Raw genomic sequence first — 15,196 nt, 5'->3', positions numbered from 1 at the left:
CTATCTTATACTTTAGTGATCAATAATTTACTTTGTATGGCATAAGTCATGCATTTTTTGGTACGCTTTTTGAAAGCCAAGCAAGGAATAAGTATCATCAACATTTGCTGTTTTTACTTTTCCATTAACTACCATTGATAATCCCTGCTTCATTTTTAGAATCAAATCTTGGTCCATTTTTGTATCATCTGTCCACGCAAGACTTCCCTGTATTATTGGCAATTGATATTTAATTTTTTTATCGATATTGAGAACTACAGGCTCATTATTATACTGAAAGCCAGAAGTGACGCTCACCTCATCTGCTTTTTTATCAACGTAACTGACCATTACATACGGCTTGCGATCGGCTGTATAATGTTCACTTTTTTTCTTAGGATGAGATACAATATAACACACTTTTTCACCATCTTCCAATGCAGTATACACAAACCAGTCTTTATATTTTTCGCTCAGTTGTACATTACTAACCGATGCAAGAGTGTCTATTGAAAGAAATATTAGAAATACGAAAAGACTACGCATGTAAACCGAATTTCAAACTCTCTGATTTTATATGTTGTTTTACCTTACTCATCGCTTGCTCAGCCAGCTGTCTTATTCTTTCTCTTGAAACACAATATTTTTTGCTAAGCTCATCCAAAGTCTGAGTATTCTCAGATAAATATCTGCTAATGAAAATGTCTCTTGATCTTTCATTAAGACTTGCCAGCGCATTGCTTAAAATTGTTTCTTTTAATGCCTTTTCTTCATGATTCTGGTAAGCTACTTCTTGACTAACTAAATTACACGGAATCATATCTTGTAACTCCTTTTTAGAGTCATCACCTATTTTTATACAATTATTTAACGACTGATCCTTACAAGCCAGACGATAGCTCATCTGTACAACATCTTCTTCAGATACAGAAAGCTCATTTGATATTGCTTTTATTTCTTCTTTACTCAAAGTTTCTCTGTTTGTGTATTGTAAAATTCTTTTTTTTATTTTACGTAAACTAAAAAACAATCTCCTTTGTGCTTGCGTTGTACCTATTTTTACAAGTGACCAAGATTTTAATATAAAGTCTTTCATTGAAGCTTCAATCCACCATACTGCATAAGTTGAAAAACGAAATCCCAAGTCAGGATTGAACTTTTTCACTGCATGCATTAAACCCATATTTCCTTCCATGACCAGGTCCATCAACAATAGACCGTAATTCTTAAATTTCATTGCAATTTTTACTACCAAATTCAAATGGCTAGTAATTAACCTGTGAGCAGAAGAAATATCCTGGTATTCTTGCCAATTTTTTGCTAATCGCACTTCCTCTTCTTGGGAAAGCATAGGAAATTTTCGCACTTCAGCAATATATTGCATGAGATTAGTGCTACTATTAACACATAAATTTGCTACTGGGGTCAACATAATAACTTAAATTAAAACTCTATACATATAATATATTGATTTTCAGTGAAAAATTCAAGCTTTAATTAAAAAAGCACAATTTTACATCTATTGAGATCTTAACAACAGCTACCTAAATGTATCATTAAAATTGCTAGCGTGTAACTATAAAAACTACATTAAATAAATAATGTGTTATTCCAGTGCTCAAACACTGGAATTCACATTTCTTTTTTCTAGATCCCAGTGTCATGCTACTTGAATGACAAGAAAAACCCACTGGGATAATAAGACAAAGATAGATTAGAAATTAAACGCTACTCCAGCTTCTGCACCAACAGTGCTGTAAAGAACTTTGATTCCGCCATCATCTTTAGCTGTCTTACCAAAATTAGCACCATAAGAACCAAAATAACGAGCACCAGCATAAAGCTTGATTTCTGGGGTTACATCATAACTAACACCAGCTTTTGCTTGATAAGCAAAACCAAATCCAGATTTTTTATCACCAGTAACCTCTGTTACTAAAGGATTGCTTACATACGCTGCACCAACACCAACACCAACATATGGAGTGATAGGCATATCTTCAATTGCTATATCGTAATAAACATTAACTAGTCCTGAAAATGCTGTTAAACTTTCTACAACTGCTGGAGGAGTATCTACTACATCTGCATCTTTACTCAATTGTGAGTAAAGTCCTTCAACATCAACCCTAATATCATCCATTTTATAACCAAATGCACCACCTCCAGCTAGAAAAGATGCTTTTAAGGGACTATTGTTGTCCTTACCTGATTTATATGTAACACCATCAATCTTTGTTTTAAAAGGTAAAACTTCACCATTATATTGCAAACGAACATAGTAGCTAGTTTCTTCATCACTTATTGGACCAATAGGGTCTGATGAAAAAGCAGAGTTTGATAGGCTTAGCAACGTCACTAAAGCAGCTGCCGAAAAAAACTTTTTATAATGCATAATTGCCCTCGTTAAAAAAATTAAAATTCCACTTTAGCAGTCTAAATAATAACTAAAGTTAAGTCAAGTGCTAACTTAATAACACAAAACCTTCTGTATCTTAACTAACTTTTAGGAAAATACAAAGATTTTATTAATTAATAAATAGAGTTACTCTACTTTTTTTACTCTTGATCTTCTGACACCTATTTCACTAATGTCTTTTTATCTTCTGATCTGCATTCATCATTGTGAATTGCTGCATATTCATGCAGTAATATGAATGTACTTCATGGAAGTACTAGTATAAAAGGAAAACACTTAGTTACTGCATTAAGTCAAACTTCAGTAGTAAATTTAAAAAGGAAGTTTAAATCCAGGTGGTAACCCCATCATACCTGCAAGATCAGAGGTTGCATTTGCCATATCTTCTTCTGCTTTTTTAATGGCATCATTAAACGCTGCTGTCACTAAATCTTCTACTATGTCTTTTTCTTCATTTCTCATAAGCTCTAAGTCTATGTTTACCTTTTTAGCTTTATAGCCACCTATTTTTATAACTTCCACTAATACAGAAACTTTGCCACCACCAGAAATACCTTGAAACTCTTTTCCAATATATTTTTCTTGAGCTTCCGCAAGCTTTTTTTGCATTTCTTGCGCTTGCTTCATTATTTGACTGAAATCCACAACCTATTCCTTATTTTCTATATTAACTACCTTTGCACCTTTAAACGTATTTAATATATCCTTAACTACAGGTGCATAATTTAAATTACTCACTTCCCTATTCATATAACTCGTATCAACTATAATAACCCACTCCTGATTAGTAGCTTGATTTAAGTAACTTTTCAAGTCATTACAAAAATTACTGTTCAAGTTAGATACAGCTTTTAATTTTAAATACCCAAATTTACAATCTATTAATTTTAGATTACTACACAGTTGTTTGTAAAGATAAATTTGGTTACTCCGCCTTAATAGTTGCAAAATCTTATCAAAATCGTAATTTTGTTGTTTATTTTTCACATGGATCCCAGTGTCGCGCACTGGGATGACAGAGTGGGGTTTTTCCACATATTTTTTTGGATCCGAGTAGTCAGCTACTTGGATGACAGATGGGGAAGGTGCAACAGGTCTGCCCTGTCTATTTCCTTGCTCTACATTCTGTGAAAGAATTTTTTTGATCACCTGTTCCGGAGAAGGCAAATCAGAAAGATAACAAAGGCTAATTAACATCATTTCAGCAGCAACCTCATTGCATGTTGAAATTTTTATATCTTGAATACCCTTAAGCAGCACCTTCCACAATCTCGAAAAAAATATTAAAGACTTTTTCGCACTCAAATCTTTTACTCTGCTCTTCTCATATTCTGTATCAATCTCTTTTGTAATTAAAAAACGGCATATTAACTGGATTGTTTGCAGCAGATCTTCAAAAATATTGAGCGGATTTGCTGTTTTTACCACATTATCGAATACTAACAAAGCCTTCTGTAAATCACTGTCTAATACTGCTTCCAGTAGATCAAATATAACGTTTCTATCTACTAGACCAAGTATGTCTGTAACACTTTGAGTGGATATTGTACCATCTTTGCTATATAGCACTGCTTGATTCATCAAAAATAAAGCGTTACGCATTGAATTGCTACAGTGGTGAGCAATTAATTCCGATGCTTCTTTTTCAATAAAATAATTTTCTTTTTGTGCAATATCATTTAAACGCTCCATTATCTTAGCTGAAGGAATGTTATGTAAGTCAAACCTTTGACAACGTGCAATAACAGTTATTGGTATCTTTTTTATTTCTGTAGTTGCTAGAATAAACTTCACGCTAGATGGTGGTTCTTCTAGAGTTTTAAGTAATGCATTAAATGCATTACTGGATAACATGTGTACTTCATCTATAATGTAAACCTTAAATTTAGAACTTATTGGTAAATAGCAAATATCTCCCAAGATCGCTCTAACATCCTCAACACTAGTGTGACTTGCCGCATCGATTTCAACTACATCTGGATGGCTTGAATTTTTTATTGCCAGACAACTTGTACATGATCCACAAGGTTCAAAAGTTGGCCCCAATGAGCAATTCAAACATAAAGCTATTATTCTTGCAGTGGTGGTTTTACCAATTCCACTGCTACCAGAAAGCAGTATAGATTGTGGAATTTTGTTGAGAGTAAAAGCATTTTCTAGTATACGCACCAATATATCTTGACCTACTAAATCTTTAAAGCTACTAGGACGATATTTTAATGCTATGTTCATAGCCTAGAATAAAACAAATAGTACAAATAGGTATGCAACCCAAAAAGATTCTGATATGGTTGCTTCATTTCTGACCTGACCAAGTTACAGAATTTTTGCCTGCATACCTTATAAAAGGTTATACTTTTTTTTTTTTTTAGCAAGGTATATTCTATATTAGTCTTATAATTTATATGTTAGACCTTTTGCAACATTACTTTGGAGTAAACAGCTGTTACCTAAAATACTCTTCTTCTGTCATCCCAGTCTGGGATGGCTTTGTTGCATAGCACCTTAAGCAGTGATGGTTTACGACAAATTTATGTAATGATTTCAAATTTAGCCATACCAATACCAGTGAATTTGTTGAGCAAATAGCACTTAATTAGTAATTCTTTTTCACGATTTACTTCAGATTTATTCCTAAACAAATACTTGCTTCAACCTTGAGAAAAATCCTTCTATATAAGATCTTTTCCCATAATGTACTTCCTTTTTCCACTCTTTTACACCATCTTGTCCATATAATTTTATTAACCTAATAGCAGCATTTCTGTCAGACATATAATCTATTTTTGAATGTTCTGCTGCATCCTTTTTTGGTAGAACTTTTGTCTTTATATCGTATTTCTTACACAATTTATAAAGTTTTTGCCTATCGTATGCCCTATCTGCATATAATGCTTTTATTTTGTGCTGAAAATTAACTTCTTCAAGCAAATCGCAAGTGGTCAGAGTAGACGCCATTACTGTATCTTGCAGCTATAGCTTTTTTACTATTCACACTTAACATAACATGTAACTTTCTTACTTGCTCGTAGCTTCGGTACTTTCTATCTGCACTGTTTTCCTTACTGTGGCCAGGAGTGTTACTGTAAATTTGTGCTATCTATGATAATTTCAATATTTTCCATGTTGCTTTTATCAATCCTGCAATCATTTATCTTAATATTAAGTTTTTTTTGATGCTTGTGAATAGCTGCAAATCTCTTCCTATTTGTTGCAAATACCCTTTTATAAACCCGACTGTTTGTCTTAAACCAATTCTAAAGAAACTGACGATTATATGCACTAAAATCACAACTTTATCACTATAAATATAGTTGCCGCCCTGCATTTTTGGACTATTTTCATACCAATTTTCGATAGCTTCATCGATGTAACGAAAAATATTCCCCCTTTTTTCAAGGAATTTGTTATATTCGTTTTGGTTACTGACTTTCATTTTCTGTGGCATATTTTTTCTTCAACAGTTAAAAAGCCCACTGGGATCCAACTAAGTTACTTTACAACGTTTTTTGCACAAAAGGACTGGATTCTAGCGTCACGCGCTAGAATGACATCAACTTTTGAATTCCAGTTATGCAAGAAATCTATTCATTTGAAACTTGTTTGAGAAACGTAGCTATAAAAACCGCAGGTACCAGTTGGTTTTTATTAGCTAAAGTAAAGGTCAAATATCTGGAATTCTGGACATAAAATCCCCCTGTAAAAAAGATTAGAAAAAAATGCAGCGCACATACGACAGATATACACTGAAGAATACATTTTTAATAAGTTTGATTAAAAAGTCTGCAGACTAAAGATAGATTTTGAGCTCTTAAAATATCTCTATTTGTAATTATAATGAGATTGAAAATATGCGGAAGTAATTTTTTTAGCTATAAAATAATTCTGTCTTGTAAAAGTTTAACAAGAGAACCAAAAAGTTAGTGTCATAAATATTTTTATCAAAAACTATTTTAAAAAAATTTAAATAGAGTTGAAAAATTTTAAAGATGAGATACCCTACCTGAAATGCAATCCCTGTAAAATAAAGAAATATGAAAGGTGAAATAAACACTGCAGCAAATTTTCAAGCAGAAGACCTTGAGTCTAAAAATGCTACAGATCTTGATTGTTTAGCTAACTCTCTAAATTCTTTGAATGCAAAGAGTGCTGAGATTAAAGATAAAAAGAACGATGTGCCTTTTTCCAGTAGAAGAAGCAGCTCGCATGTTTTAGAACTTTTTTCTAGTGAAAATGTTGAGATTAACATTCCAGATGAAACACCTTGTGCCACTCGGAGTGAATCAGGTATAGCTGAACTGTTTAGAGGTATAGCTGGGTTGTTTAAAGGCAGGGGTAGTATGAACATAAACCTTTATCAATCTAAAGTGAAACGTAGCTCTGCAATTGATTACAGTACTACAGAAAGTATAGGGTCACGGCTATTAAATATCTGTGAAGGAGAAGAAGAAGATATCTATTTTGACCAAGAGATTGATTCTCTATATAAAGAGGGCTGTTTGTATGATGCCTTATTGTTGCAAGATAAGAAAAATCAGGACACACCTTTACATTTGGCCATAAAAAAAAATCGTGCTGATTTTGTAAAAAAGCTTTTGTCTATTCTTAAGGAACCATACTGTTCAAATGAGTTTTACAAGCACAAATATTTTGAACGTAAGCAAGAGAATGAAAAGCCGCTTTCTAAAGTTATTAATACTAAGAACAAAGACGAAAAAGATGTAATTACTCTGGCTATTGAAGGTAATAATTCAAAATGCGTTTCAGTTCTTTTCGACTACTTAACTCGTGAACATATTAACAGAAGGAAAGATGTTGAAAGTGAGTACACACCTCTACACGAAGCTGTGCTTCTTGGCAAGAATGAAGTAATCAAAGAGCTTCTAAAATCAAGAGATATAGATACTGAATTTATGGATAAGGAATCTTACAAAGCATATAATTATGCTAATAACAAAGAGGCAATAGAATTGTTTATTAAGCACTATAGTAGTAAAATTAGTGAGTTGCGTATAAAATTAGAAGATAATAATAAAAAACTAGCGCGAATTAAGTGCGTCCTAAACAAAACAAAACTTACTTGCGTATGCTTAGCAGCCTTCGGCTCTTGTTTTAGAATGTATAAAAATTCTCATGACATAATAAATGAAGAAGTGAGTGAAGATATGTTATATTATTCTCTTGAATTGCTCTCCAACACTACAGGTCTAATATTATTTTTTAATTATTTGATCGATACAATACTTTCCAAGTATGAAGAAAAAAATTCTAGTTTGAATAAAGAATCGGACAGTTATGTGGAAGAAAGAAATATGTTGAAAAATAAATTACGTCATTTTCAAAAAAGAAGTACCGTAGTAACTACGCAAATGTGTGAGATAATTTCAGTTATACCTGAATCAGAGTTAGGTTACAGTAGATTGTGATTACATTAATTTTTTCAAGACAGTTCTAAAAAAAAGTGGGAAATCTTTTTCATAGCCAATCAAACTAAGCTTTCTTTACGAAAGGTTTGATGTTATCATTTTATAAACTATATCCTGAATTTGTTAAATGAACATTAATATAAAGAATTTAGTTCATGCTTTTTCTAAATTGCCAAGTTTAGGTCCATCATCATCACGAAGGTTAGTTATACATTTGCTCCAAAATAAAGAGAAAGTCATGCTACCGCTTGCATCTTTGATTAGAGAGCTAGCGGATCTTATAATAGAGTGCAAAATTTGTGGAAACCTAGATACTAAATCGCCGTGTTCTATTTGTACTAACCCAAAGCGTGACACCAAGTTAATGTGTGTAGTAGAAGAATTGGGTGATCTATGGGCATTTGAAAAAGGGAATATATATTCAGGTATGTATCATGTTTTGGGTGGAAGGCTATCAGCAATAAATGGCATAGGTCCAAAAGAACTGAATCTTGATAACATTCCCAAAAAAGTTACAGAATTTAAAATTGAAGAGGTCATTATTGCAATCAATCCGACATTAGAAGGCCAAGTTACTGCGCAATATATAATTGAATTGCTAAAGAATTCGAATGTAAAAATATCGCGCCTTGCTTGTGGTATACCGATAGGTGGAGAAATTGACTACCTAGATGAAGGGACTCTGAAGATAGCGCTTACGTCAAGACAAGAGTATGAGTTAAATATAAAGTAAGGTATGTGCTTAAAAAAACTTACATCGCTAATAACCTTCAGAAAAAAAGAAGAGAAACAATTGCCTAAGGTAATAAATTGGGAAGGTGATTGCTTGGGTTATAAGCAAATTGCAAGTAAATTTAGTTCTATAATCAAGACAATCGATAAGTCTTTTTCAATCGTATCCTTAGAAGGATATGATAAGTGGGGTAAGACATTTTTTTTGAAAGAATGGGTAAAGGATCTAGAGCAGCAAAATGAAATTGCAGCTTATTACAGCGCATGGGATATTAGTGCGCTAGATCAACCATTGCCTTCTTTTTTGCATTTCTTGTTTGAGGATCTATTCGCATCATACAAAGTAAAAAGGAGTGTTATACAGCAGTTCAAAAACATAAACCAAGAACTATTTTCTCTCAATACATTAGGAAAGCTGATCAGTAAATCTCCACTTGCTATGCTTTCAGTATTTCTCGATGCTGCAAAAGAGGCTGATAAGAAAGACATTGGTTTTGTCTTGGGTGAATTAAATCTTCTCCAAAGGAGAAAAGAGAACATTAGAGACTTTAAGATACAACTAGCAGATGTGGTTAATAAAATCAGGAAAGACAAAAACATTTATATAATGGTCGATGATCTTGATATATGTCGCCCTAAATTCATTGTCGATTTTTTAGAATCCATAAAGTACATGCTTGATGTCGAGGGACTGGTTTTCATTATCTCTGTTAGCCAAGATAAGAGTAATGTGCAAAGAGCAATTAGCACAATACTTGGACCAAATTTTAGCCTAAAATCTTTTACTGATCTCTCTTTGCATTTGCCAAAACAGCCAACAGAGCAGTTTATAAGAAAACTGTTTGAAAGTTCTGAATTACCGAAAAAATCAAAGAGCTTAATTATAGATAGCTTTATATTTTATGCAGAAAGCTTCTCATTATCACTGCAGGCAATACAATACTGTATAAGGAGAATAAAGCTATGTTTTTTGAATCATGCAAAAGAAGAATTACTTGATCCGAATTTATTTACATTTTTAGTAATACTACAGTCAGTAAACACTGATTTGTACGAGGAATTATATTCATCACCTCAGAAAGTACTGGAGAAGATTGAGAGTGATTTAATGCCAAATGGTCAAGAAGAATGGAAAAAGCTTAAAATCTCTCTTGAGACTACTTTTAAAAAAAAAGAATCAAAGACTAACAAATCTTTGAAGCAAATAAGAGATATTATATTCTAGCACTTTCTTCTTAATTTGCATGACACAATGGTTGTACTTATTCCAGTTTAGCATTGGAACCATAAGTTGGCCCACATAAATTTTAGCATGTGTGACCTTGAAAGATCGCAGTGCAATACTTAAATTATTAGAGTAGTAGGCTAATAATGGAGCTCAAAATGCACAACATACAAGAAACTGAAAGTTTAAAATTTGACGCTGAAGTAGGCAAAGTACTAAATATAGTAATTCATTCACTTTATACTAATAAGGATATTTTCTTGCGTGAGTTAATATCAAATGCATCAGATGCATGTGATAAATTGCGCTATGAATCACAATTAAATGCTGATTTATTAGATTCAAGTGATGAGTTGAAGATTACTATTAGCTCCAGTAAAGATAAGAATGAGCTGTATATAACCGACAATGGAATTGGCATGAACAGGCAAGATTTAATAGATAATCTTGGCACGATTGCAAGTTCTGGTACGCAAAAATTCTTGGATGCAATTAAGAATAATAAAGATTCGAGCCAAGCTGTAGAGCTGATTGGAAAGTTTGGTGTTGGTTTTTATTCAAGCTTCATGGTTGCTTCAGAAGTTATAGTAGAATCAAGGAAAGCCGGAGAAGAAGAGTCTTGGGTGTGGAAATCTAAAGGAGATGGAGAGTATTCAATCAGCAAATTAGATGGTCAAATCTCTCGTGGCACAAAAATTACGCTCATCATGCGTCCTGAAGAAAGCGAATTTTTAGACAAATTCCGTATTGAAAACATTGTTACTACTTACTCTGACCACATAAATTTTCCCGTTGAGTTTGTAAATGAAGAGGGAAAAAGTGAAAAATTAAACAGCAAAGCTGCAATTTGGACTAAGCCAAAAAATGACGTTACTCAAGAAGAGCACAACGACTTCTTCCGCGGTGTTGCGCATGTAGGTGGTGAGCCTTGGATGATACTGCATAATAAAAATGAAGGTGCAATAGAATATACGAATTTGCTTTATATTCCTTCTATCAAGCCTTATGATTTGTTTCATCCAGATAGACGCTGCTCTGTAAAGTTATATGTCAATAAAGTATTTATTACTGAAGATAATGTACAAATTATACCACAATACCTGCGTTTCTTGAAAGGTGTGGTTGATTCACCAGATTTGCCTCTTAACATCAGCAGAGAAACACTGCAGAATAATCGCGTTGTTGAGCAGATTAGGAAATCCCTAACTAAACGCGCGGTATCAGAGCTCGGCAAAAAAGCAAAAGATAATTTAGAGGAATACACAAAATTCTGGGGCAATTTTGGTGCGGTGTTAAAAGAAGGTCTTTGCGAAGCTATGCCAACTGATGAAAGAGAAGCATTGCTTTCCATTTGCAGATTTCATAGCACCAGTGATGATAAGCTAGTTAGTATTGATGATTATATAAGCAGAATGAAGCCTGAACAGGAACATATCTACTATCTCACAGGAAATAGTCTCGATTCAGTAAAAAACAGTCCACAACTTGAAGGATTCGTCAGCAAAGGATTGGAAGTGCTTCTATTTGTTGATCCAGTTGATGATTTCTGGACTAGCGTGATTCATGAATATAAAGATCAAAAATTTAAGTCTGTAACTCGTGCAGATGTTGATTTAGAAAAATTCTCTTCAGAAGAAGGTAAGAAAGATGAAGAAAATAAATCAGATGAAAACAAAAGCGAAGAAAACGCGGATTCTATACTCGAATACTTCACCAAGGTTCTTGGAAGCTTAGTAAAAAGTGTAAAGATCTCTAAGAAATTAACCGATAGTCCTGTGTGTCTAGCAGTTGATGAAGGAACTATGGATCTCCGTATGGAGCGTTTTTTACGTGAACAGAAGCAGCTAAATTACCGCACGCCAAAAGTACTTGAAATTAACATTAAGCATCCTTTGATAAGAAACATAATGGAATCTCACGCTGAAAATGGTGAAAATCCAACACTTGGAGATATGATTTACTTATTGTTCTATCAAGCTTGTATAGTGGAAGGTGAAGAGATGGAAGACGTAAGTCTATTTGCTAAAAGGCTCAATAACTTGCTTGGCAAAATTTCTATTTAATGCTATACTTAGTTTAGCTAATAATTAGGGGGTAAAACATGGGGTGGAATTTACTTGGTGGGCTCATGCCGCCAGCAGTAGATACTGCAGAAGAAAGGGAGCGTCGCCATTCCAGAGATTCAGGTGCTGAAGAAGAATTTGAAGTTTTAGAACAAGAAGAAATTAAGGAGCATCGTCATTCTGGAGATTCAGGCAATTGTTCAGAGGTTGAGGAAGGACAAAATACTAACAGAGCAATTGAATTGGAATTTCAGCTAACACAATCTTTGCTAAGTCAAGTAAAGGCAGGTGAGAATAATAGGAATGCAAATTCTGGCAAGCAAGCACAGCTTGATTTGGAAAGAATGGATTTTGTAATTAATGGGCAAACAATAAGCAAAGCGTATGTTCACGAGTCATATTGCCAGCACAATCACTTAATTTCGAGTGAAAATGCAAATTACCGCCTGTTTGCTAAGCAAGTTTTCACAGAAATGTTTAAATATGCTAAGGCAGAAACTCCAAATGACAATATATTAGAAGAGTTAATTACTAATTGCAATCAGGCTGGGTATGATGGCTCTTTGTTAATGCAGCTCTCTCCTATATTCTCTAAGCATAAACTAAGCTTGCCTCATGCCAACGATAGAAAGATAAGTATTGTATATAATAGCCAAGGTTCTCTCAATATTCAGTATTGTCCAAGTATGCCTGTTAGAGAACTTGATACGAATAAGGAAATATGCAGGGTTGATGCTATTTTAGAGTTCACCCTTAAGTTTCGAGATAGTAAGGTAGAGTATGAAAACGGCAAAGTAACACTTGCTATTCCTGAACAATTAGAGAATTACAAAGTTGATGGCAAAAGTTTGTTAGATGAAATAAATAGGCATTTCGAAGATGAGGATAATAGAATTACAGAGACTCTTGAGAAAAATATGAATGAAGGACCTAAGTCATTTGCTGCTGAAGACTTGTCTATTACTGAGAGTTCATCTGATAGTAGTGAAGTAGCAAACAAAGTAGTTGCTGATCCAGGCATTTTAGGTAATGTTGCGAATGTATTGGTAGGTGTTGCAGAAGTTACAGCAGTTGTAGCAACAGAGTTATTTTGGCCTCAAGGTCAGGTTAATATAGAACCAAGGCATAATGAAGAAGAATTTACCATTACCCCTAAAAATTTAACCTTTGATGGATTAATAGACGTTATAAATAAAGCAAAAAATTATGGTGATTATGCAGATTTAGATAAAACTATAAATAATATAGAGGAAAGCGATAGATTTATTACTGATTTGAATTGTGGTAATTTGAAGGATTTTTGCTCTCAACAGCTTAATTTGACTGATCATACGCACAATGTGCTGTTGAATAATAGTTATGATGAAACAAATGGTTATTATAATCATTCAGTAAAAGAGCTTTCACTACTAGCCATTGCAGCTAATGATACGCTTGTGGAAAGATATGCAGAAACGCATAAAAGTATATTATTTACGCAAGATGAAGGGCTCGATAGGCTACTTATTGGTGTTGGTGGACAATGCTATATTAAGTTTTTATTAGAGCATTTGGATAAGCCGAATCATACTATGTTTTTGGATGGTATATGTAAAAAACTTGAAAGGGCATCTTTTGTTGGTAATCAAAAATGCGTAGAAGTGATACTAAATAGGTTTAAGAATACTGAGGCTGAAGGTAGAATTATTTTTTCATCTAAACTTTTGCACTATGCTATACACTTAGCTCCTGAAAGTAAAGCGGCAGAGGTAATTGTTAATCGTAAAGTTGTTGATATTAATAGTATAGATAATTCTGGAATTGCACCTTTGCATTATGCTATAGCACGTGATAATTTTAAACTAATAAGCTTACTTATTGAAAATGGTGCTAATGTTGATGTTCAAGATGAGAGGCATGGCAGAACAGCTTTACATTGGGCTGCTTACCATGATAAATTTGAAATAGTAAAATTACTTGTAAACAAGGGAGCTGATTGGAACATTCAAGATAGAGATGGCAAAACAGCTTTAGATCTGGTAGGAACGAAAAGTTTATATTTGGTAAGGGAAGAAAACAGGGAAAAATCTTCTAGTGAATCAAAAATCACAAAATTTCTTGAAGGTTTAGATGATAAAACACCTTTGCATTTAAATATTAAAAAAGATCCAGAATCCAAAAATATTGATAATCAACGGCCACAAAGGAGTATTGTTGATAAAGAAGAAAATATTATGAATAATAAAAAGGTTTCAATAGAAGAAACTATAGATAATAATAATTATAGGAGGGGTAAAATGCCTAAAAATATAGAAGAGAAATTGTCTAATGCTATCTTCGCTCTTAATTATGAAGAAGTAATGTCTTTAGTGGAAAAGGTAAGGAAAGAGGACAATAGTGTAGACATAAAGCAAATCTTGAATAAAGCCTTAGAAGACGCTAATAAGACGGAAGTTGGTAAGAAAGATAAAGAATCTAAAAGCAAGCTCGCAAAAATTAAAATATTTCTTGAAAAAGAGCTTGAGAACATCGCTGCTGCATCACCAGTGAGCGATGATGTGAAAACTACCGCAAGTAGTAAAAAAGCTCCTGTGGTGGAGTCTGAAGGAAGTGAATCAAATTTAGCATCGTCGAGTTCTGAAGATGATGATTTTTCTAAATTTGAAAGTGACGATTCTCCTAGAATTTCTTCAGATTCTCCTTCGTTTGATATTATTTATGAAACAGAAGTACCTGAAACTGCAGCAGAAATGCCTTCAATGGTCACTGAGGAAAAGTCTGATGATCTAAATGACGAAAAAGATAATCAGAATTTGACAATACCTACAGCTGTAGATGAGGGTACATCGCCTATTCCCGAAAGTCAATGTGGTACTGCACACAATGAAGAAGATTTTACTGTTCCATCTCAATCATCATCATTAGGTTTTGCAAATGAAAGTGTTAATACCGTAATATCAATTGATAATAACAGAGAAGAGCAAACTTCTAATAAACCCGCCGAGTATGTAGAACAAGTTGCTAACGAAAATATACAACCAAAATCAGTAGCTAATAAGCAAGCTAGTAATAGCAACAAAATTTACACAAAAGAGAATAGCGTTAAATGGCCTACTGTGGCTACATGGATGTTTGCAGTAACTGGAATACTTGCATTAGCTGCTGCACCAGCTGCATATTTTGCTCTCGGTACTAGTCTGCTGGTAGCAGGAGTAGCGGCAGGCATTGGAGCTTTCTGTATAGTTGCTGCTATAGCTGTACATTATTATAATAAGGCACCTTCAGGTCCACTTAAAGGACCAGATGTTGAGGAGGTTGTTCGTAATGCTGCTGTAGAAGCAAGTTAAGAAATAGTAGTCTATCATTTAATAAT

12 protein-coding genes and 1 other RNA gene are annotated in these 15,196 nt (G+C 33.6%); 5 read left to right on the top strand and 8 right to left on the bottom strand.

Annotated features, from left to right (window positions below; translation table 11 throughout):
• Positions 1 to 27 precede the first annotated feature (27 nt).
• The 8 genes from ACICP1_RS05575 to ACICP1_RS05540 all read right to left on the bottom strand — a co-directional run bounded on the left by ACICP1_RS05575 (position 28) and on the right by ACICP1_RS05540 (position 5,846).
• On the bottom strand, positions 28 to 525 hold the full coding sequence (locus ACICP1_RS05575) for an invasion associated locus B family protein (RefSeq protein ID WP_019078627.1): 498 nt from the start codon (positions 523 to 525) through the stop codon (positions 28 to 30).
• Positions 518 to 1,411, bottom strand: coding sequence for an RNA polymerase factor sigma-32 (locus ACICP1_RS05570; RefSeq protein WP_012481951.1), 894 nt, complete (start codon positions 1,409 to 1,411; stop codon positions 518 to 520). The genes ACICP1_RS05575 and ACICP1_RS05570 overlap by 8 nt, the downstream gene beginning before the upstream one ends.
• A 282-nt stretch (positions 1,412 to 1,693) precedes the next feature.
• A complete protein-coding gene (locus tag ACICP1_RS05565) occupies positions 1,694 to 2,374 on the bottom strand; it encodes a P44/Msp2 family outer membrane protein (RefSeq protein WP_395461258.1) in 681 nt (226 codons plus the stop codon).
• Positions 2,375 to 2,710: 336 nt separating this feature from the next.
• Positions 2,711 to 3,025 (bottom strand): YbaB/EbfC family nucleoid-associated protein, encoded by a 315-nt coding sequence (locus ACICP1_RS05560; RefSeq protein ID WP_006013488.1) that lies wholly within the window; start codon positions 3,023 to 3,025, stop codon positions 2,711 to 2,713.
• A gap of 21 nt (positions 3,026 to 3,046) precedes the next feature.
• Positions 3,047 to 4,630, bottom strand: a complete 1,584-nt coding sequence (gene dnaX / locus ACICP1_RS05555) for a DNA polymerase III subunit gamma/tau (RefSeq protein ID WP_395461257.1) — start codon at positions 4,628 to 4,630, stop codon at positions 3,047 to 3,049.
• A 16-nt stretch (positions 4,631 to 4,646) separates the two neighbouring features.
• An RNA gene (ffs, locus tag ACICP1_RS05550) (signal recognition particle sRNA small type) lies at positions 4,647 to 4,745 on the bottom strand.
• A 287-nt stretch (positions 4,746 to 5,032) separates the two neighbouring features.
• Positions 5,033 to 5,356, bottom strand: coding sequence for a transposase (locus ACICP1_RS05545; RefSeq protein WP_264376059.1), 324 nt, complete (start codon positions 5,354 to 5,356; stop codon positions 5,033 to 5,035).
• 193 nt (positions 5,357 to 5,549) lie between these two features.
• Positions 5,550 to 5,846 (bottom strand): transposase, encoded by a 297-nt coding sequence (locus tag ACICP1_RS05540; RefSeq protein WP_064085849.1) that lies wholly within the window; start codon positions 5,844 to 5,846, stop codon positions 5,550 to 5,552.
• A 586-nt stretch (positions 5,847 to 6,432) separates the two neighbouring features.
• Between ACICP1_RS05540 and ACICP1_RS05535 the strand changes: the two genes are divergently transcribed.
• The 5 genes from ACICP1_RS05535 to ACICP1_RS05515 all read left to right on the top strand — a co-directional run bounded on the left by ACICP1_RS05535 (position 6,433) and on the right by ACICP1_RS05515 (position 15,170).
• Positions 6,433 to 7,824 (top strand): ankyrin repeat domain-containing protein, encoded by a 1,392-nt coding sequence (locus tag ACICP1_RS05535; RefSeq protein ID WP_264686806.1) that lies wholly within the window; start codon positions 6,433 to 6,435, stop codon positions 7,822 to 7,824.
• Between the two features lie 127 nt (positions 7,825 to 7,951).
• Positions 7,952 to 8,557 carry a recombination mediator RecR gene (gene recR / locus ACICP1_RS05530; protein ID WP_064085684.1) on the top strand — a complete coding sequence of 202 codons (606 nt, stop codon included), beginning with the start codon at positions 7,952 to 7,954 and terminating at the stop codon, positions 8,555 to 8,557.
• 3 nt (positions 8,558 to 8,560) lie between these two features.
• On the top strand, positions 8,561 to 9,781 hold the full coding sequence (locus ACICP1_RS05525) for a P-loop NTPase fold protein (protein ID WP_010403185.1): 1,221 nt from the start codon (positions 8,561 to 8,563) through the stop codon (positions 9,779 to 9,781).
• A gap of 158 nt (positions 9,782 to 9,939) precedes the next feature.
• The gene (htpG, locus tag ACICP1_RS05520; RefSeq protein ID WP_265031104.1) at positions 9,940 to 11,844 is read left to right on the top strand and encodes a molecular chaperone HtpG; all 1,905 of its coding nucleotides are present in this window, start codon (positions 9,940 to 9,942) and stop codon (positions 11,842 to 11,844) included.
• Positions 11,845 to 11,882: 38 nt separating this feature from the next.
• A complete protein-coding gene (locus ACICP1_RS05515) occupies positions 11,883 to 15,170 on the top strand; it encodes an ankyrin repeat domain-containing protein (RefSeq protein ID WP_395461256.1) in 3,288 nt (1,095 codons plus the stop codon).
• Positions 15,171 to 15,196 lie beyond the last annotated feature (26 nt).

The organism is Wolbachia endosymbiont (group B) of Ablattaria laevigata (assembly GCF_964277395.1).
Lineage (GTDB): Bacteria > Pseudomonadota > Alphaproteobacteria > Rickettsiales > Anaplasmataceae > Wolbachia.
The sequence above is the reverse complement of the archived record's forward strand: the minus strand, read 5'-3'. Positions and strand labels throughout refer to the sequence as shown.